This window comes from Streptosporangium sp. NPDC000563 (genome assembly GCF_040299985.1).
In the GTDB taxonomy this organism is placed as follows: Bacteria; Actinomycetota; Actinomycetes; order Streptosporangiales; family Streptosporangiaceae; genus Streptosporangium.
Window position 1 is genome coordinate 1 of the sequence record NZ_JBEPDA010000032.1, and the last position, 19,257, is coordinate 19,257.

Sequence of the window (19,257 nt, forward strand, 5' to 3'; positions counted from 1 at the left end):
GCTCACGAACCCCAGCCGGGCCGGCTCATGCCCCAAGAACACGTTCTCGGCCACACTCAGCCCGTCCACCAGGTCGAGCTCCTGATAGATCGTGGTGATCCCGAGCCTGATCGCGGCGGTCGGGCTCGACAGCCGCACCTCCTCGCCGTTCAGCGTGATCGTCCCCTCGTCGGGCTGGTGGGCACCGGCCAGGGTCTTGATCAGGGTGGACTTCCCGGCACCGTTCTGGCCGAGCAGACAGTGCACCTCGCCGGGCAGCACTTCCAGGTCGACGCCGTCCAGGGCGCGCACTCCGGGGAACTGCTTGACGATCCCTCGCATGAGGAGAAGGGGCGTGACTTCCGACATGGGGCCTCGCTGGTTCATCGTGGGGCCGAGAAGACGTGGTCGCTGCTGAGCCTGGCCGCACCGACCACGCCGGCGTCGGGTCCCAGCTCGGAGAGCACGATGGGCAGGTTGCCGGTCGCCAGGGGCAGCGACCGCCGGTAGACGACGCTCCTGATCTCCGCCAGGAGGAGGTGGCCCAGCTGGGCCACCCCTCCCGCGATGATCACGAGGCCGGGGTTGAAGAAGCTGACGAGCCCGGCCAGCACCGTGCCGACCCTGCGCCCGCCGTCGCGGATGAGCCGTACCGCGTGGGCGTCGCCCATCTCGGCGGCCGTGGCGACGTCCTCGGCGGTGAGGGTGCCCGTCTCGTCGAGACGGCGGCCCAGATAGACCGAGCGTCCGGCGATGGCCGTGGCCTCCCTGGCGAGGGCGGTCCCGCCGAAGTATGCCTCCAGGCAGCCGACGTTGCCGCAGGCGCAGACGGGTCCCTGGTCGTCGACGCGGATGTGGCCGATGTCGCCCGCGCTGCCGGAGACCCCCCGGTAGATCTTGCCGTCCACCACGATCCCGCAGCCGATGCCGGTGCCGATCTTGACGAGCAGGAAGTCGTCCACCTGCCTGGCCAGCCCGGCGTGGAGTTCGCCGAGGGCCATGATGTTGACGTCGTTGTCGACCACGGCGGGGCAGCCGAGAGCCTGGCCGACCGCCTCCCTGACGGGGTAGCGGTCCCAGCCGGGCATGATCGGGGGGGCGACCGGGACCCCTTCCCGGAAGCTGACCGGCCCGGGAAGGCCGACCCCCGCGCCGTGCAGCTGGATGAACAGTCCCTGTTCACCCAGCTTGGCGATCATCTCCATCGCCTGGTCGAGCACGGCCACGGGGCCGTCGCGCACGTCACACCGCTCGCTCAGGTGGCCGAGGATCTCCAGTTCGCCGTCGGTGACGACCACGTCGATCGAGGTGGCGCCGATGTCGACACCGGCGAAGCGAAGGTCTCCGGAGAGCCGTACCAGGCCGGACCTGCGCCCGCCGCGCGAGGCCGCGAGCCCCGCCTGCTCGGCCAGGCGCAGCTCGATGAGCCGGTCGAGTTCCAGGTTGAGCCGGGAGCGCGACAGGGCGGTCACGTCGCCGAGTTCGGCGCGCGACCGCGCCCTCTCGCGCAACAGCCGGAGAAGCGCGGCTTGGTACGCGTTCTCCGGCCGAGCGACGGTCCGCTTCACAACACCCTCCCTGTTCCGAGCAGGTGTGCAGAAGCTAACCCTCTTTAGACGGATTTGTGAATCACTTTTACCTAACGGTTCGCCGACTTTTGCAGCTATCAGCAAAAGTCGGCGAACTTGACCGCTCCCGTCAGCTCACCCGGGTGAGCCTCCACTGCTGGTTGTTACCGCTTCCGCAGGTGGCCTGGGTGAGTTGCGTGCCGTCCGCGGTCGAGGCGCCAGGCACCTCGAGACACAGGTTGCTCGCGGCCGAGGTGATCTTCCAGGCGCCGTTGGTCCCGGCGGCGAACTTCCACTGCTGGTTGGCGGCATTGTGGCAGGTCCACTGGATGATCGTCGCTCCCGACGCCGTGGAGGCGCCGTTCACGTCCAGGCACTTGCCACTCTGGACACCGGTGAGGGTGAAGGCGCCGCCCGTCGCGGCGGTGAACCTCCACTGCTGGTTCGTGCCGCTGCCGGCCGTCCACTGCAGCACCCTGGCTCCGTCGGCCGTGGACTGGCCCTCCACATCGGCCGCCTTGGAGCTGTGCACGGCGGTCAGCCTGTAGACGCCGCCTGCCACGGGTCCTTCTCCGGTCGAACCCCCCGTCGCGTTCAGGGTGAAGGAGTCGAGGTCGAACTGGTTCGCCGTCGGATGCTTGAACACCAGGTACAGCGTCTGGCTGCCTGTCAGCGCCGTCACCGAGGTGGCGGCCGTCTGCTGGTAGTTGTTCCAGCCGCCGGTGTTCGGCACGGACGTGGTGGCGAGCAGCTGCCCCGTGGGCGAGCCCGCGCGCAGCTCGATGGAGCCACCGGCCGAGGCGGAGGAGAGCCGGTAGCTCACCGACGCCACCCCCTGGACGCTCATCGGCGAGAAGGAGATCCAGTCGTTGTTGGAGATGTCACCGACACGCTTGCCGTTCTGCGCGCCGGCCTGGTCGACGATCCTCACCCCGGACGAGCCGGTGAAGTACTCGGCCTGCTTCTGCCTGGGCTGCAGGATCAGGTTCGCGGTGCTGGACAGGCCGCCCTTGTCGGTGTAGGTCGCGGTGAGGACGTAGAAGGTGTTGGCGTCCGCGTCGTGACCCGAGTTCGTGGTCACCACGGTCCCCGAGCAGCCGGTGAACTGGCCGGTGTCGTGGCTGTGGGTGTCGTGGCCGAGTGCCGTGACCACCGTGACCTTGGAACAGTCGATCGTGCCGTCCTCGGGGTCGGTGACGGTCACCGTGTACTGGACCGAGTCACCGAAGTTGATGGCCGTGCCGTCGGGCGGCGAGCCGAACCTCACCACCGGCGCGGTGTTGCCGACCGTGATCGGCACCGTCGCCGAGCCCTTCTTGCCCGACGGATCGGTGATCGTGAGCTTGGCGGTGTAGTTGCCGTTGGCGGTGTAGGTGAACGAGGGGTTCGCCGCGGTGGAGTCGGTCGTACCGTCGCTGGTGAAGTCCCACGCGTAGGTGAACGCGTCCCCGTCCGGGTCGGCCGAGCCCGCCGAGGAGAACTGGACGGTGAGCGGCGCCTGGCCGGAGGTGGGCGTCCCGCTCGCCTTCGCGACCGGGGCGCGAGAGCCGCCGTTGATGTAGTCGATGCGGTAGACGCCGTCGTCGGGGTTGGTGCCGCCGTAGCCGACCCCCCACTCGATGAGGTACATCGCGCCGTCGGGGCCGAACTTCATGTCGAGCGGCGACCTGAACCCGAGGTTGGACAGGAAGCGGTTGGTCTTCAGCATGTTGCCGCTGCCGTCCAGCCGCATCTCCATCAGGTAGTTGCGGCTCCACTCGTAGAAGAACGGGGTGTCGTCGAAGTAGGCGGGGAACTTCGTCTCCGAGGGGTTCGCCGCGTCGTAGTGGTAGAACGGCCCGCCCATCGGGGCCGCGCCGCCGCCGTTGCCCATCTCCGGCCACTCGGGCACGAGGTGGTAGTTGTACCAGACGGTGGCGGGCTTGACCGCGGGCAGGTTCGTCATACCCGTGTTGTTGGGCGAGGTGTTCACCGGCGCCGAGCAGTTGAACTTCGCCCCCGAGGTGGAGGTGGCGAAGTTGTAGTCGTTGAACGGGATGTTGTTGCCCACGCAGTACGGCCAGCCGTAGAAGCCGGGCGACTTGATCAGGTTCCACTCCACGGTGCCCTCGGGCCCGCGGTTGGCGTTGGCCGACCCCGCGTCGGGGCCGTAGTCGGCCGCCGAGATCCAGCCGGTCTCGGAGTCCACCGAGAACCTGAACGGGTTACGGAAGCCCATCGCGTAGATCTCCGGGCGGGTCTGCGCGGTGCCCGGCGCGAACATGTTGCCCGAAGGGATCGTGTAGGTGCCGTTGCTCTCCGGGTGGATCCGCAGGATCTTGCCGCGCAGGTCGTTGGTGTTGGCGCTGGTCTTCTGCGCGTCGAAGTTGGAGCGGCCGGAACGCTCGTCGATCGGCGCGTACCCGTCGGAGGAGAAGGGGTTGATGTCGTCGCCGACGCCGATGTAGAGGTTCCCGCCCGGCCCGAAGGTGAGATACCCGCCGGTGTGCCCCGGCTCGTCGACCCTGGTCGCGGGGATGGAGAGGAGCTTCTTCTCGCTGGACATGTCCAGGGTGTCGCCGTTCAGGGTGAACCGGGAGACCTGGTTGATCGCCGCGGAACCGGTCGGCGAGTAGTTGAGGTAGACCCAGCGGTTCGTCGCGAAGTTCGGGTCCAGGGCCAGGCCGATCAGCCCGTCCTCACCGCCGGTGTAGACGCTCAGCGTGCCGACGGTCACGATCTGGCCGTTGCTCTTGCGGATGAGCATGAGCTTGCCGGAACGGGCGATGTAGTAGACGTCCCCGTTGGGAGCGATGTCCAGGCCCATCGGCTGGTCGGGCGCGCTGTCGAGCGTCACCTTCTGGTACCGGTTCCACACGGTGCCGCCGCAGTCGCCCGCGGCGTTGCCCGCCGCCCACTTGACACCGCCGAGCACGTGCTGACGGAAGTTGGCCTCGTTGTAGGAGGCACTCTCGTGCCCCATCGCGGTCGCCCACACGCGGCCGCCCTCGGCGTTACGGCACCAGGAGATCGGGTGGTCGGGGCCCATCTTGTTTCCGCCGGCGTCGTAGGTGCTCTCGTCGGCGGCGACCAGGACGTGGACGTCGCCCCGCATGTTCTTGCTGAAGTTGTACCACTCCTCGGTACGCGTCCAGCGGTCGGGCAGGCCCACGGTGGAGGGGTGCTTCTTGTCGAGGACCTTCGCGGTGCCCTGCAGGATGTTGGAGTGCGCGGTCATGTGCGCGCCACCCATGATGAGCTGGTCCCACCAGGGGAACTGCGCCTCGATGTTCATGTCCGTGGTGTTGTGGATCGCGACGATCCCGCCGCCGTTGTTGACGTACCTCTGCATGGCCTGACGCTGGGCGTCGTTGTCCCAGACCATGCCGGAGTTCTGCAACATGATGATCGCGTTGAAGCCCGCCAGGCCCGCGTCGCTGAACACGCTCGAGTTCGCGGACTGGACGACCTCGAAGTCGTTGGCGGCGGCGAGTTGCTGAACCATCGTGACGCCGGACGGGATCGACGCGTGCACGTAGTCGGCGGTCTCGGTGAACAGCAGCACCCGGAAGGCGGCCGCCTTCGCGGCTCCCGCGTTCGCCGAGGCCATCGAGACCCCGGAGACCACGGATAACAGGAGCAGGATGGGGACCATTAAGGCGGTGAGCTGGCGGCGCATGGAATCTCCTGGGGGGTTAAGAAGGACATGCGAAACGAACCGGGCGGCCCTGACGGGCCGAACGGCGCGACGATGCCGGGAGAGAGCGGCAAAAAGTCGAAAAGCCTGGTGGTTTCTGGCTTATTTCCTCTCCATTTCAGGATGGTAAGGATGGGTTCTGACGACAGTCAAGCAAAAGATTGTCCAGTCAAGGCAGAAAGGCGCGCCCCGTACGGCGAAAGCGGCTCCGTCCAGGCAGTCCCTTCAGGCCCCATCGAACGACTCATTTGAATCCCGCATCGCCCGACCCTTTTTTGGTCATCCCAAACCAAACCCGCAACCACCCCGAAAACGTCCTGGGCAACAAAAAGGGCGCCCTCCCGCGGAGAGCGCCCTTCGGCGAACGTCGGCCGGCCACCCTGTACCCGCCCGGCCGTCCCGGTCAGGCGGTCAGCGTGCGGCGCTCAGAGCATCGCCTTCATCGAGGCGGTCGCCTGCTCGCCGAGCGTCGTCGGGGTGAGGTACGGCTGCTCGGCGAGGATCGCCTGCCAGTTGTCCCGGATGTCCTCCACGGTGTGGTCGTCCTGCCGCCAGCCGGGCCCCTCGGCCACGAACACCCGCGCGATCCGGCCGCCACCGACGCTGAAGACCTCGCCGCTGGTCTCGCAGGCCTCGTGCGCCAGGAAGGTCACCAGCGCGCTGACCCGCTCCGCGGTGAACTTGGCCTCGAACTCCGCGGGCAGGAGCTCCTCGGTCATCCGGGTCCAGGCGATCGGCGCGATCGCGTTGGCCTTGATCCCGGCCCTGGCACCCTCGATGCCGAGTGTCTTGGTGAGGCCGACCAGCCCCATCTTCGCGGTGGAGTAGTTGGCCTGGCCGAAGTTTCCGAACAGCCCGGCCGGCGAGCTGGTGTTGACGATGCGGCCGTATCCCCGCTCCTTGAGGTGCGGGAAGGCCGCCCGGCTGACCAGGAAGGAGCCCCGGACGTGGACGGCGAGGACCTGGTCGAACTCCTCGACGCTCATCTTGCCGAAGGACCTGTCCCGCAGGATGCCCGCGTTGTTGACGACGATGTCCAGCCGCCCGTAGGTGTCGATCGCGGTCCGCACGATCGCCTGGGCCCCCTCGGGGGTCGCGACGTTGTCGGTGCTGGCGGTCGCCTCCCCGCCGGCCTTCCTGATCAGCTCGACCACCTCGGCGGCCGGGCCCTCGGAGGCGCCGGTGCCGTCCAGCGCCCCGCCCAGGTCGTTGACGACCACCTTCGCGCCGCGCTCGGCGAGCGACAGCGCGTGCGAGCGGCCGAGTCCGTGCCCCGCGCCGGTGATGACCGCGACCCTGCCGTCAAACCGCAGCTCTGACATCCGCAATCCTCCCACGAGAACATAATTCTAGTCGTCTGAACAATAGCCCGCCCGACCCTCGCGATGCCATGGGTACCCCCGGGAGGTCACCTCACGACGGAGTCCGCGAAACCTTCCCGGACACCGCTCGCGAAACCGGGGCGAGCCGTCGGCGACCCCCTCGACACCGTCGCGGGGACCATTACCGAGAAAGGCGCGCGGCGGTAACCGAGAATGCCGGAGATCATTGCGCACAGTAAGCACCCGTGTTAATTTCTGCTAAAGTTTTTGCCTCACACGGGCGAGGGTCAACGACGACACCCCTCACTTTTTCCCAGTAAGGCCCCGCCCAATATTTTGGGCTGGAGGCCCTGTATGTCCTTATCGCCGCCCCTGCGCGTGGTCCAGTGGGCCACGGGCGCCGTCGGCAGATACTCCCTGCGCAGCCTGATCACCCGGCCGGAATTCGAACTCGCCGGGGTTCTGGTCTACGACCCGGACAAGGTGGGACAGGACGCGGGCACCCTCGTGGGGCTCCCCGAGGCCGGTGTCGTCTGCACCGACGACGTCGAGGAGATCCTCGCCGCGAAGGCCGACTGCGTGCTGCACATGCCCCTGCCGGCGTCCTACTTCGGCGGGGAGCATCCGAGCGACGTGGAGACCATCTGCGCGCTGCTCGCCACCGGCAAGAACGTCATCACCACCACCGGGTTCGTGTATCCCAAGTGCTACGGCCCCGGAGTGGTGGAGCGGCTGGAGGCCGCCTGCCGCACGGGGGGATCGTCCCTGCACGGCACCGGCGTCAACCCGGGCTTCATGAGCGACGTGCTGCCGCTCACGCTGACCGGCCTGTCCAGCCGCGTCGACCACATCTACGTCCGGGAGTCGTCCGACTTCCGGGGCCACCCGTCCCGGCAGATCGTGGTGGATCTGTTCGGCTTCACCCGTTCGGCCAAGGACTACGTCGCCGCGGTGCGCCCCTTCCGCGCCTTCCAGCGCTCGCTGTTCGCCGAGAGTGTCCAGTTCGTGGCCGACAACCTCGGCGTGGCCCTCGACGAGGTCGAGGAGAGCGACGAGTTCGAACTCGCCGCGGAGGAGTTCGAGATCGCCGCGGGACCGGTCAGGGCGGGCACCGTGTGCGCGTCCCGCTGGATGTTCAGCGGGCTGGTCCGCGGCCGTCCCTTCATGACCGTGGAGTGCGTCTACAAGGCCGACGCCACCCGGGTGCGACGCTGGGCCGACCCCGGCTTCAGCGTCCACATCGAGGGCGTTCCCCAGCTGATGCTCACGGTCGACGAGATCTCCCACGGCCTGGCCGGCGCCGCCGCCCACGCCGTCAACTCCGTCGCCGCCCTCTGCGCCGCCCCGCCGGGCATCCACACCGCGCTGGATCTCCCCCTCGCCACCGCCGGGGCACCGTCCGCCTCGCCTGAGGATCCTCCTCGGCCCCCTCCGAGGCGTCCCCAGAGCGACACTTAGCGCCTTTACCGAATAAGCGGATATAAGCGGATTTATGGATGCGTCGACCTGCTGATCACCGGCTCCGCACCGCGTTTTTCCCGTTCTGCCGTTCCCGGTTCCCCTGTCTCACCGCCCTCTCCGGCCAGACCCGTGAGACGTTCCCGCGAGCCCGGCCGGAGAATTCCCAAAAAATCAGGGGTGCGGGATGAAACGCCCGAAACGGCCCTGGTGATACAGGAGCGGGCGCCCGCCGGGTTCGAGGCCGGTCTCGATGACGAGCCCGACGACGAGGACGTGGTCGCCGATGTCGACGGTGGAGTGGGGGGCGCAGACCAGGTGGGCCGAGACACCGCCCAGCAGTGGGGTGCCCAGGTGCCCGGGGGTCCAGGAGGTGGGAGCGGCGAAGCGGTCGACGCCCTTCCTGGCGAAACGTGAGGCGACCTCGGCCTGGTCGCTGGCCAGGACGTTCACCGCGAAGTGATCGGCCTGCCTGAGCCGGGGCCAGGTCGTGGAGGATCGGTCCACGTAGAAGGAGACCAGCGGGGGTGTGAGGCTCACGGACGAGAACGAGGTGGCGGTGAGCCCGACCGGTACGCCGTTCACCTGCGCGGTGACGACGACGACCCCCGCCGCGTGGACGGCGAGCGCCCGCCGGAAGCTCTCCGCGTCGACCGCGCGGCCCGACAGTGTCTCGGTCATGAAACCTCGCTCATGACGATGTGGGGTACCACCAAGATGCTCCACTTGGTCACTTTTCCCCCTCCGAGGAACAAAGGACACCTTTCAAAACCCATTACGTCCGTCATCTCTTCCCGGTGTCACGTACGGACCCTTTCCCCGAACGCCGCGGCCACCTGCGGGCCGACCCGGTCGGCCCACGGCCCGAGGACGGCGTCGAGGTCGGGAATCCGCGACTCCAGCACCGCGAGGCCCGGTGTGGGAACGGTCGCACCGAGCTCCACCAGCAGCGGCCGGAGGTGGACCTCCACCGCGAGCGAGTGTTTGGCGTCACCCATCACCAGGAGCGGAAGTGCGACGGCGGAGGCGAGCGCGCCGCCCGGCAGCCGGTCGAGAAAGACCTTGAGCAGGCCGGTGTAGGTGGCCTTGTAGGTCGGGCTCGCCACCACCAGCACGTCGGCCCCGGCGACCAGCTCCAGCGCGGCCTTCACCTCCGGCGCCGTCTCGGGGGCGAACAGCAGCGGGGCGAGGACCGCGAGGTCGACGACCTCCGGAGCCTCCCCGTCCCCGATCCGCAGGGCGACGGCCTCCGCCGCCCGTACGGCCACCGCGAGGGTGCGCGATCCCGGTCGGGGGTTTCCCACCACGGTCACGATGCTCATGAGGCCACCGGTGCTTTCTGGTCATGGTCGATGTCGGAACGGAGAAGTCTCCACACCTCGTGGCGGTGCTCGCCGAAGCGGGAACCACCCCTCGGGTCACCTTCGCGGGCGCCGAGATCCACCTCGACGACCCCCCGGATCCGGCCGGGCCTGGCGGTCATCACCGCGACCCGCCGGCCGAGACAGACGGCCTCGTCGAGGCTCCGGGTGGCGAACAGGAGCGTCGTGCCGGTCTTCTGCCAGATTCGCAGCAGCTCCTCCTGGAGCGACTCCCGGGTCCCGGCGTCCAGCGCGGCGAACGGCTCGTCGAGCAGCAGCAGGGCCGGATCCGTCGCGAGGCTCCTGGCGATGGCGACACGCTGGGGCATGCCGTGGGCGAGCTCGTGGGGGTAGCGGTCGCCGAGCCCACCCAGCCCCACCAGGTCCAGATACTCCCTGGCCAGGTCGGCGCGCTCCCGCCTCGTGGCGGCCCTGCCCTCCAGCGCGAACTCGATGTTGGACAGCGCGGTGCGCCAGGGGAACAGCGCGTACTGCCGCAGGACGACCCCCCGGTCGAGGCCGGGCCCTTCGAGGGGGATCCCGTCCAGCAGGATCCGGCCGGCGGTCGGGGCGGCGAGCCCCGCGATCAGGTCGAGGAGGGTGGACTTACCGCAGCCGCTCGGCCCGACGAGGGTGAGCAGCTCCCCCTCCCGTACGTCGAGGTCGACGCCGGCGAGGGCGGCGAAGGAACGCCGGGTGTCACGGCCGGCGAACTCCTTGCCGACCCCCTGGATTCTGAGCTTCATCGGGCACCCCCGAGACGGGTGCCGCCGAGGGCGGGAACATGTCCGATCTTGAGCACGATATGCGTCCTGTGAGATATGGGAGGAGACTGCGGGTCGATTCGTGATCACGGACACTGCGCGCTGAACACGCGGCAGAGATCGACGTGCGTGCACCGAGTCAGATAGACGCCCATAACAGAGAAACTACGCACCACCCGGCGGCAAGTCAATATTTCCTACTGGTTGTACATGAAATACCTCACGGGGAACGTACGACCGGCCGGATCACGCCCCCCGAAGGTCACGTACCGTCGAAGGATGAAACTGGAAAAGGAGATCTCCGGCGGCCGCTTCGAGAGGCAGCCGAACCGGTTCACGGCGCGGATCGAGGAGGGCGGCGAGCACCCGCCCGAGCCGGGCCGCTACCAGATCTACGCCTCCTACGCCTGCCCCTGGGCGCACCGCTCGCTCATCGTCCGCGAGCTGCTGGGCCTGCGGGAGGTGGTCGGGGTGACGATCGTCGACCCGATCAGGGACGAGAAGGGCTGGCGGATCCCCGGGGGCGACCCGGTGACCGGGGTGGAGTACCTCTCCGAGCTCTATCTGGCGACCGACCCCGGCTACGAGGGCCGCTACACGGTGCCCTGCGTCTGGGACATCACCGCCGGACGCATGGTCACCAACGACTACCCGCAGATCACCCTCACCCTGGAGACGGCCTTCGCGCCCTGGCACGCCGAGGGTGCGCCCGACCTCTACCCGCGGGAGCTGCGCGAGGAGATCGACGCGCTCAACGAGGTGATCTTCCAGGGGCTCAACAACGGCGTCTACCGCGCCGGGTTCGCCCGCTCGCAGGAGGCGTACGACGAGGCGGTCACCGATGTGTTCGCCACGCTCGACCTGCTTGAGGAGCGGCTGTCCACCCGCCGCCGCCTGCACGGCGACGCGCTCACCGAAAGCGACGTGCGGCTCTACCCGACGCTCGCCAGGTTCGACGCCGTCTACAACTCGCACTTCAAGTGCTCGGTTCGGCGGCTGAGCGACTATCCGGTCCTGTGGGCCTACGCCCGCGAGCTGTACGCCATCCCCGCGTTCCGCGACACGACCGACTTCGATCAGATCAAGCGGCACTACTTCGTGACCCAGACGAACGTCAACCCCAGCGGGATCGTGCCACGGGGGCCGGAGATCGACTGGACCGCTCCCTGAGGGAATGCCCGGTGACGTGAAAGTTTCATCCGACAAATCGGTCATTCCCCGGGTCGGCGGGCGGGTCGGGAGGGGTAACGGTTGACGATCGGCGAAACGCGCTGGAAACATCGGGCACCCAGGTTGTGGGAGCGCTCCCACTTGGATCTCTCCGACCGGGATCCTCGGACCCGTGCTCCCACAACCTGGAACCTCCCCCCGCCCAAAGGATCCTCCGTGCGCAGACCTCCCGCCTGGCTCGCCCTCGCCACGGCCGTGACCATGATGACCCTGACCCCCCTGCCCGCAGTGGCCGACGGCCCAGAACAGATCGTCAACGGCACCTTCGACAGCGGCACCGCCCCCTGGTGGAGCACCGGCAACACCACGCTGGAGGTCGAAGACGGCCGCCTGTGCGCCGACGTCCCCGGCAACACCGTCAACCCGTGGGACGTCATCGTCGGCCAGAACGACATCCCCCTGGTCAAGGACGAGACGTACGAGTTCTCCTTCTTCGGGATCGCGACGCCCGGCCGGGTGGTCAAGGCCCTCGTCCAGCTGCCGGTGGACCCCTACACGCAGTACCTGGCGGCCAATCCCGAGCTGAGCGTGTCCGGTAACGACTACCGCTACACCTTCACCTCGCCCGTGGACCTGCCGAACGGGCAGGTGGCGTTCCAAATCGGGGGCAGCGCCACCCCCTGGAGGTTCTGCGTGGACAACGTCTCACTGAAGGGCGGTGCCGAGCCCGAGGTCTACGAGCCGGACACCGGACCCCGCGTCCGGGTGAACATGGTCGGCTACCTGCCCTCCGGGCCGAAGAACGCCACCCTCGTCACCGAGAAGACGGAATCGACCGGCTGGAAGCTCAAGCGCGGCGGGGAGACCGTCGCCGAGGGTGACACCCTCCCGCGCGGTGTCGACGAGAGCTCGGGCCAGAACGTGCACTCGATCGACTTCGGCACGGTCACCACGCCCGGCACCGGCTACACCCTGGAGGCAGACGGCGAGACCAGCCGGCCCTTCGACATCGGCGCGGACGTCTACAGCGACCTCAGGACCGACGCGCTGAAGTTCTACTACACCCAGCGCAGCGGCATCCCGATCCTCGACGAGCTCCGCCCCGGCTACGGAAGGCCCGCCGGGCACATCGGGGTCGCCCCCAACAAGGGTGACATCGAGGTGCCCTGCCAGCCGGGCGTCTGCGACTACACGCTGAACGTCAAGGGCGGCTGGTACGACGCGGGTGACCACGGCAAGTACGTCGTCAACGGCGGCGTCTCCGTCCACCAGCTGATGTCCGCCTTCGAGCGCGCCAAGACCGACGGCGTCCACAAGGACGGCGACCTCGACATCCCCGAGAGCGGCAACGGGGTGCCCGACATCCTCGACGAGGCCCGCTGGGAGCAGGAGTTCCTGCTCAGCATGCAGGTCCCCGACGGGAAGCCGTACGCGGGAATGGCCCACCACAAGATCCACGACGCCGCGTGGACCGGCCTGCCCCTCATGCCCCACCTGGACCCCCAGCCGCGCGAGCTGCACCCGGTCTCCACGGCCGCCACCCTCAACCTGGCCGCCACGGCGGCCCAGGCCGCCCGTCTCTTCGCCCCCTACGACGCCGCGTTCGCCGCGCGCAACCTCGCCGCGGCGAGGAAGGCGTGGGCGGCGGCGAAGGCGAACCCCACCCGGTACGCGGACCCCGCCGACGGGATAGGCGGCGGCGCCTACAACGACGACAACGTGACCGACGAGTTCTACTGGGCCGCCGCCGAGCTCTACATCGCCACCGGCGAGAAGGAGTTCAAGGACTACGTGCTCGCCTCGCCGCACCACACCGGCGACATCTGGCGTGACCGGGGCTTCGACTGGGGCAACACCGCCCAGCTCGGCCGCCTGCAGCTGGCGACCGTGCCCAACGCGCTCCCCGACCGGGCGCGGGTGCGCGAGTCGATCCTGGAAGGCGCGGACAAGTATCTCGCCGTCCAGAAGGCCCACCCGTACGGCGTTCCCTACAACCCGGCGGAGTACGACTGGGGTTCCAGCCACCAGGTGATCAACAACATGGTCGTGATGGCCGTCGCCCACGACCTGAGCGGCGAGGCGAAGTACCACGAGGGGGTGCTTGAGGGGCTGGACTACATCTTCGGCCGCAACGCGCTCAACCAGTCGTACGTGACCGGCTACGGCGAGGTCGCCTCCAAGAACCAGCACAGCCGCTGGTACGCCCACCAGCTCGACCCGTCCCTGCCCAACCCGCCGCGCGGCACCCTGGCCGGAGGCCCGAACTCCTCCATCCAGGACCCGGTCGCCCAGGCCAAGCTGCAGGGCTGCAAGCCCCAGTTCTGCTACATCGACGACATCGAGTCGTGGTCCACCAACGAGCTGACGATCAACTGGAACTCCCCGCTCGCCTGGATCGCCTCCTACCTCGAGACCCCCGCCGCCGCCCCCGGTACGTGCAAGGTCACCTACACCAACCACGGCCAGTGGCCCGACGGGTTCAACACCCAGGTCACCCTCACCAACAACGGGACCGAGACGATCGACGGCTGGACCCTCAGCTGGTCCTTCCTGGGCGGCCAGAGCGTACGGCAGCACTGGAGCACCGCGATCACCCAGGACGGCTCGACCGTGACCGCGAAGAACCTCGCCTGGAACAAGACCATCAAGCCCGGCGGATCGATCACCTTCGGCTTCCTCGGCGCCGACGCCCCCGGCCCCAACCCCCGACCGGACCGCTTCCTCCTCAACGGCAACCTCTGCACGTGACCCAGGTGATGTGAGCCCATACGTCCACAATCAGAAGCTCAAGCCCGTGACCTGCGCTTATCAATGTTGAGGTATCACGGATCATATGGTCGATGACATATAGCCTCACGGACCGTGAGGCTATATGTCATCGAGATCGAGCAGGACTGAGTGGGGCATGGCTCACAACACAGCTCACAACACGTGGGAGCGGACGGGCGCCGAGCGCCGAGCCGACGTCTACCAGGAGGCCCGTGAGGCGTTGCTTCTGGGTCAGCAGGTCTACAACCGCCGGACGGAGCTCGGCCTTTCCCAGGCCGAACTGGCCGAGCGGGCCGGAATGACCCAACCGCAGGTGGCCCGTCTGGAAACAGGGGGGGGCACCCCGACTTTGGCGCTGCTCCGGCGCCTCGCGAGAGCACTGGACGCCGAGTTGAACGTCACCTTCACCCCCCACGCGGCCGCCTGACGCCACTTCAAGGTGGCGGGGGCGCCCTAAACTGGGGCCGTGATCGAGGACATCCGGGTGGATCCCGCCGTCAGCGCGCTCAGGCCCGACTTCGGGGTGCTGGTGATGGGGGTGTACGGGCTGCGCAACGGGCCCACCGACGACAGGTCGCGGGCCTGGCTGGCGGAGGCGGCGGAGAAGGCCGTGGCGACCGACGACCCGAGGATCGAGTCGTGGCGGGAGGCCTACCGGGGGTTCGGGGCGAAGCCGCAGCGGACCAGGCCGTCGGTGGACGCCCTGGTCAGGCGGATGCCGCCGCCGGAGATCAACAAGGTGGTCGACGCCTACAACGCGATCAGCGTCAGGCACGGCCTGCCGATCGGCGGGGAGGACCTCGCCCGCTACGAGGGAACGGCGAGGCTGGTGCGCGCGAGCGGCGACGAGCCGTTCGAGGTCGTCGAGAAGGGCGAGCCCGCGATCGACCGTCCGGAGGCCGGCGAGGTCGTCTGGCGCGACGACAGGGGCGTCACCTGCCGCCGCTGGAACTGGCGGCAGTGCGTCCGCACCCGGATCACCGAGGAGACGACGGACGCGCTGTTCCTGCTGGAGCGGCTCGCGCCCCTGTCGGCGGAGGAGCTTCGCGCGGCCGGGGACGAGCTGGCCGGGCTTCTCGAAGATGTCACTCCGGGGATACGGGTGGAGTCCCGGCTGATCTGGCCGAGCTGATCATGCCCGCCGTACCGGGCTGACCAGCGGCTCAGCGAGTAAACGGTTACCCGGTGAGTGACCGTTTTAACCCGTACTGAGAGGATCGGCAAGGAAGCTGTCGTCAGACTGGCGCAGGTCCGAGCCAAGGCGAGTAGCCTTGGACAGGTTCTCTATCATCAACGCCGATCTGCGGAAGAGGGCGATTTCCGCCGTGTCGTCTGAGTCGTCGCGGACAAACCCGCTGGCAGCCTTTGGTCAGAACGAATGGCTTGTCGACGAGCTGTACCAGAAGTACCTCCAGGACCCCGAGTCGGTCGACCGGGCCTGGTGGAACTTCTTTGCCGACTACAGCCCTGATTCGGGGTCCGGCCGTGCCGCCGCGCCCCGTTCGGGGTCCGGCGATGCAGCCGCATCCCAGGGGGCGGCCGCCGCCGCGTCCGCTCCACCGACACCAGCTGCGCCCTCGGCCCCTCCGGCCGCGGCTCGGGCCACCCCGGCCCCCGCGGCGACGACCCCGGCACCGGCGGCGGCCAAGCCCGCCCCGGCCGCCCGACCCAAGCAGGAGACGCAGTTGCCCGCCCCCGCCGGTGCCGAGGAAGTCCGACTGCGCGGCGCCGCCGCGAGGACCGCGGCCAACATGGAGGCCAGTCTCGTTGTCCCGACGGCGACCAGCGTGCGCGCGGTCCCGGCGAAGCTCCTCATCGACAACCGGATTGTGATCAACAACCACCTGTCCCGCGGCCGCGGCGGCAAGGTGTCGTTCACGCACATCATCGGCTACGCGGTGATCAAGGCCCTCAAGGTCCTGCCGGAGATGAACCACTCCTACTCCGAGGTCGACGGCAAGCCGGTGCTGGTCAAGCCCGAGCACGTCAACCTGGGCCTCGCCATCGACGTCGCCAAGAGCGACGGCACCCGCCAGCTCCTGGTGCCGTCGATCAAGGCGACCGAGGGGATGGACTTCCGCCAGTTCTGGGTCGCCTACGAAGAGGTCGTGCGCAAGGCGAGGGCGGGCAAGCTGGGGGTCGACGACTTCAGTGGCACGACGATCTCGCTGACCAACCCGGGCACCATCGGCACCGTGCACTCGGTGCCGCGCCTGATGCCGGGGCAGGGCACGATCATCGGCGTCGGCGCGATGGAATACCCCGCCGAGTACCAGGGGGCCTCCCCCGACACGCTCTCCCGCCTCGCGGTGAGCAAGGTCATGACGATCACCAGCACGTACGACCACCGCATCATCCAGGGCGCCCAGTCGGGCGACTTCCTGCGGCAGGTCCACCGGCTGCTGCTCGGCGAGGACGGCTTCTACGACGAGATCTTCGAAGCCCTCCGGATCCCGTACGAGCCGATCCGCTGGGTGCAGGACATCTCGACCACCCACGACGACGACGTGGCGAAGTCGGCCCGGGTCATCGAGCTCATCCACGCCTTCCGGGTCCGCGGCCACCTCATGGCCGACACCGACCCGCTGGAGTACAAGCAGCGCAAGCACCCCGACCTCGACATCAAGTCGCACGGCCTGACCCTGTGGGACCTGGAGCGCGAGTTCGCCACCGGCGGCTTCGGCGGCCGGCCCCTGATGAAGCTGCGCGAGATCCTCGGCGTGCTGCGTGACTCCTACTGCCGCACCATCGGCGTCGAGTACATGCACATGCAGAACCCCGAGGAGCGTGCCTGGATCCAGGCCCGCATCGAGCGCCCGCACGCCAAGCCCGACCGCACCGAGCAGCTGCGCGTCCTGGAGCGGCTGAACACCGCCGAGGCGTTCGAGACGTTCCTGCAGACGAAGTTCGTCGGGCAGAAGCGCTTCTCGCTGGAGGGCGGCGAGTCGCTGATCCCGCTGCTCGACTCGGTGCTGAGCTCCGCGGCCGAGGAGCGGCTCGACGAGGCCGTGATCGGCATGGCCCACCGCGGGCGCCTCAACGTGCTCGCCAACATCGTCGGCAAGTCGTACGGGCAGATCTTCGGCGAGTTCGAGGGCAACATCGACCCGCGCAGCGCCCACGGCTCCGGTGACGTGAAGTACCACCTGGGCGCCGGCGGCGACTTCGTCTCGCCCGACGGCTCCAAGCTCAAGACCTCGGTCGTGGCCAACCCCTCCCACCTGGAGACGGTCGACCCGGTCCTGGAGGGCGTGGTCCGCGCCAAGCAGGACCTCCTGGAGCGCGGCGAGGAGGGCTTCACCGTCCTGCCGGTGCTCGTCCACGGCGACGCGGCCTTCGCGGGCCAGGGCGTGGTGGCCGAGACGCTCAACCTGTCGCAGCTGCGGGGCTACCGCACCGGCGGCACCGTGCACATCGTGGTCAACAACCAGGTCGGCTTCACCACCAGCCCGGCCAGCTCGCGTTCCAGCGTGTACGCCACCGACGTGGCCCGGATGATCCAGGCCCCGATCTTCCACGTCAACGGCGACGACCCCGAGGCCGTGGTCAGGGTCGGCAGGCTCGCGTTCGAGTACCGCCAGGCGTTCCGCAAGGACGTGGTGATCGACCTCATCTGCTACCGGCGCCGCGGCCACAACGAGTCCGACAACCCGGGCTTCACCCAGCCGCTGATGTACGACCTGATCGACGCCAAGCGCTCCACCCGCAAGCTCTACACCGAGGCGCTGATCGGCCGGGGCGACATCACGGTGGAGGAGGCCGAGGGCGCGCTCCGCGACTACCAGGCCAAGCTGGAGAACGCCTTCGCCGAGACCCGCGCGGCGGCCAAGGATCCGACGGGCGAGTTCTCCCGTCCGGTCGACATGGAGACCGTCCCCTGGTCGCACGAGGACGTCAAGACGGCCGTCTCCGAAGAGGTCGTCAAGCGGATCGTGGAGACCCAGCTCAACATGCCCGAGGGCTTCACCGTCCACCCGCGCCTGCTGCCGGTGCTGCAGCGTCGCGGGCAGATGGTCGCCGAGGACCGCATCGACTGGGGCATGGGCGAGACCCTCGCCTTCGGCTCGCTGCTGATCGACGGCCACCCGGTCCGCCTCGTCGGCCAGGACTCGCGGCGCGGCACGTTCACCCAGCGGCACGCCGTGCTGGTCGACCGTGTCACGGGCGAGGAGCACACCCCGCTCAAGACGTTCAACCAGGGCACCACGAAGTTCTACGTCTACGACTCCCTGCTGAGCGAGTACGCCGCGCTCGGCTTCGAGTACGGCTACAGCGTGGAGCGGCCCGAGGCGCTGGTCGCCTGGGAGGCGCAGTTCGGCGACTTCGTCAACGGCGCCCAGTCGATCATCGACGAGTACATCACCTCGGGTGAGCAGAAGTGGGGCCAGCGCTCCGGCGTCGTCCTGCTGCTGCCGCACGGCTACGAGGGTCAGGGCCCCGACCACTCCTCGGCCCGCATCGAGCGCTTCCTGCAGATGTGCGCCCAGGACAACATGACCGTGGCCCAGCCCACGCTCCCGGCCAACTACTTCCACCTGCTGCGCTGGCAGACGCTGTCGAACCGGCACCGCCCGCTGGTGGTGTTCACGCCCAAGTCGCTGCTGCGGCACAAGGCGGCGATCTCGGCGGTGAGCGACTTCACCTCGGGGTCGTTCCGGCCGGTGCTCGGCGACACCACGGCTCCCCCGGCCGAGGTGCGCAAGGTCGTGCTGGTCTCCGGCAAGCTCTACTACGACCTCGCGGCGGCCCGCGACAAGCAGGGCCGCAACGACGTGGCGATCGTCCGCCTTGAGCGGCTCTACCCGTTCCCCGGCGACCCGCTGGAGGCCGAGCTGAGCCGCTACTCCGCCGACATCGAGCTGGTGTGGGCGCAGGACGAGCCGCTCAACATGGGTCCGTGGCCGTTCCTGGGGCTGAAGATGGCCGAGAATCCGGGTGTCTTCGGCGGGCGTTCGATCAAGCGGGTCTCCCGCAAGGCCAACTCCTCCCCGGCGACCGGCTCGCACTCCACCCACGAGGTCGAGCTGCAGCAGATGCTCGGCGAGATCTTCGGCTAGGCGACCGGCAGGTCCAAGACAGGCGTCACCACGGAAGTCCCCCGCAGGAGCCCTTGCGGGGGACTTCCCCGTTGTCGCGGGCGTCACCGCGAGATCGCGACGATGACCACGGCGTCATCAGCGTCACTGAAGG

The 19,257-nt window shown here is 68.6% G+C and carries 13 protein-coding genes; 6 read left to right on the forward strand and 7 right to left on the reverse strand.

Going from position 1 to position 19,257, the window contains the following annotated elements; all coding sequences use genetic code 11:
- The 4 genes from ABT352_RS37210 to ABT352_RS37225 all read right to left on the reverse strand — a co-directional run.
- The coding region (locus ABT352_RS37210; protein ID WP_350949741.1) for an ATP-binding cassette domain-containing protein at positions 1-348 on the reverse strand (348 nt) is incomplete at its 3' end.
- A 14-nt stretch (positions 349-362) separates the two neighbouring features.
- Positions 363-1,547 (reverse strand): ROK family protein, encoded by a 1,185-nt coding sequence (locus ABT352_RS37215; RefSeq protein ID WP_350949742.1) that lies wholly within the window; start codon positions 1,545-1,547, stop codon positions 363-365.
- A gap of 130 nt (positions 1,548-1,677) precedes the next feature.
- Positions 1,678-5,205, reverse strand: coding sequence for a ThuA domain-containing protein (locus tag ABT352_RS37220; protein ID WP_350949743.1), 3,528 nt, complete (start codon positions 5,203-5,205; stop codon positions 1,678-1,680).
- 443 nt (positions 5,206-5,648) lie between these two features.
- The gene (locus ABT352_RS37225; RefSeq protein ID WP_350949744.1) at positions 5,649-6,545 is read right to left on the reverse strand and encodes an SDR family oxidoreductase; all 897 of its coding nucleotides are present in this window, start codon (positions 6,543-6,545) and stop codon (positions 5,649-5,651) included.
- 354 nt (positions 6,546-6,899) lie between these two features.
- Here ABT352_RS37225 and ABT352_RS37230 point away from each other — a divergent pair, with 354 nt between their 5' ends.
- Entirely contained in the window at positions 6,900-8,003 is a 1,104-nt protein-coding gene (locus ABT352_RS37230) for an NAD(P)H-dependent amine dehydrogenase family protein (RefSeq protein ID WP_350949745.1), read from the forward strand.
- A gap of 174 nt (positions 8,004-8,177) precedes the next feature.
- Here ABT352_RS37230 and ABT352_RS37235 read toward each other — a convergent pair whose 3' ends face one another.
- The 3 genes from ABT352_RS37235 to ABT352_RS37245 form a co-directional block, all read right to left on the reverse strand.
- Entirely contained in the window at positions 8,178-8,684 is a 507-nt protein-coding gene (locus ABT352_RS37235) for a flavin reductase family protein (RefSeq protein ID WP_350949746.1), read from the reverse strand.
- Positions 8,685-8,803: 119 nt separating this feature from the next.
- Positions 8,804-9,325, reverse strand: coding sequence for an NADPH-dependent FMN reductase (locus ABT352_RS37240; protein ID WP_350949747.1), 522 nt, complete (start codon positions 9,323-9,325; stop codon positions 8,804-8,806).
- Positions 9,322-10,110 carry an ABC transporter ATP-binding protein gene (locus ABT352_RS37245; RefSeq protein ID WP_350949748.1) on the reverse strand — a complete coding sequence of 263 codons (789 nt, stop codon included), beginning with the start codon at positions 10,108-10,110 and terminating at the stop codon, positions 9,322-9,324. The genes ABT352_RS37240 and ABT352_RS37245 overlap by 4 nt, the downstream gene beginning before the upstream one ends.
- Positions 10,111-10,407: 297 nt before the next feature.
- Here ABT352_RS37245 and ABT352_RS37250 point away from each other — a divergent pair, with 297 nt between their 5' ends.
- The 5 genes from ABT352_RS37250 (at position 10,408) to ABT352_RS37270 (ending at position 19,124) form a co-directional block, all read left to right on the forward strand.
- On the forward strand, positions 10,408-11,298 hold the full coding sequence (locus tag ABT352_RS37250; RefSeq protein ID WP_350949749.1) for a glutathione S-transferase family protein: 891 nt from the start codon (positions 10,408-10,410) through the stop codon (positions 11,296-11,298).
- Positions 11,299-11,514: 216 nt separating this feature from the next.
- Complete coding sequence (locus tag ABT352_RS37255) at positions 11,515-14,046, forward strand: glycoside hydrolase family 9 protein (protein WP_502992934.1); 2,532 nt, start codon at positions 11,515-11,517, stop codon at positions 14,044-14,046.
- 157 nt (positions 14,047-14,203) lie between these two features.
- Complete coding sequence (locus tag ABT352_RS37260; RefSeq protein WP_350949750.1) at positions 14,204-14,494, forward strand: helix-turn-helix domain-containing protein; 291 nt, start codon at positions 14,204-14,206, stop codon at positions 14,492-14,494.
- A gap of 39 nt (positions 14,495-14,533) precedes the next feature.
- The gene (locus tag ABT352_RS37265; RefSeq protein WP_350949751.1) at positions 14,534-15,199 is read left to right on the forward strand and encodes a B3/B4 domain-containing protein; all 666 of its coding nucleotides are present in this window, start codon (positions 14,534-14,536) and stop codon (positions 15,197-15,199) included.
- A 193-nt stretch (positions 15,200-15,392) separates the two neighbouring features.
- On the forward strand, positions 15,393-19,124 hold the full coding sequence (locus ABT352_RS37270; RefSeq protein WP_350949752.1) for a multifunctional oxoglutarate decarboxylase/oxoglutarate dehydrogenase thiamine pyrophosphate-binding subunit/dihydrolipoyllysine-residue succinyltransferase subunit: 3,732 nt from the start codon (positions 15,393-15,395) through the stop codon (positions 19,122-19,124).
- The last annotated feature ends 133 nt before the right edge of the window (positions 19,125-19,257 follow it).

Excerpts from the sequence above, each read along its gene's own strand:
- ABT352_RS37220 (WP_350949743.1), bottom strand. The coding sequence starts at position 5,205 with ATGCGCCGCCAGCTCACCGCCTTAATGGTCCCCATCCTGCTCCTGTTA.
- ABT352_RS37225 (WP_350949744.1), bottom strand. The coding sequence starts at position 6,545 with ATGTCAGAGCTGCGGTTTGACGGCAGGGTCGCGGTCATCACCGGCGCG.
- ABT352_RS37230 (WP_350949745.1), top strand. The coding sequence starts at position 6,900 with ATGTCCTTATCGCCGCCCCTGCGCGTGGTCCAGTGGGCCACGGGCGCC.
- ABT352_RS37235 (WP_350949746.1), bottom strand. The coding sequence starts at position 8,684 with ATGACCGAGACACTGTCGGGCCGCGCGGTCGACGCGGAGAGCTTCCGG.
- ABT352_RS37240 (WP_350949747.1), bottom strand. The coding sequence starts at position 9,325 with ATGAGCATCGTGACCGTGGTGGGAAACCCCCGACCGGGATCGCGCACC.
- ABT352_RS37245 (WP_350949748.1), bottom strand. The coding sequence starts at position 10,110 with ATGAAGCTCAGAATCCAGGGGGTCGGCAAGGAGTTCGCCGGCCGTGAC.
- ABT352_RS37250 (WP_350949749.1), top strand. The coding sequence starts at position 10,408 with ATGAAACTGGAAAAGGAGATCTCCGGCGGCCGCTTCGAGAGGCAGCCG.
- ABT352_RS37260 (WP_350949750.1), top strand. The coding sequence starts at position 14,204 with ATGGCTCACAACACAGCTCACAACACGTGGGAGCGGACGGGCGCCGAG.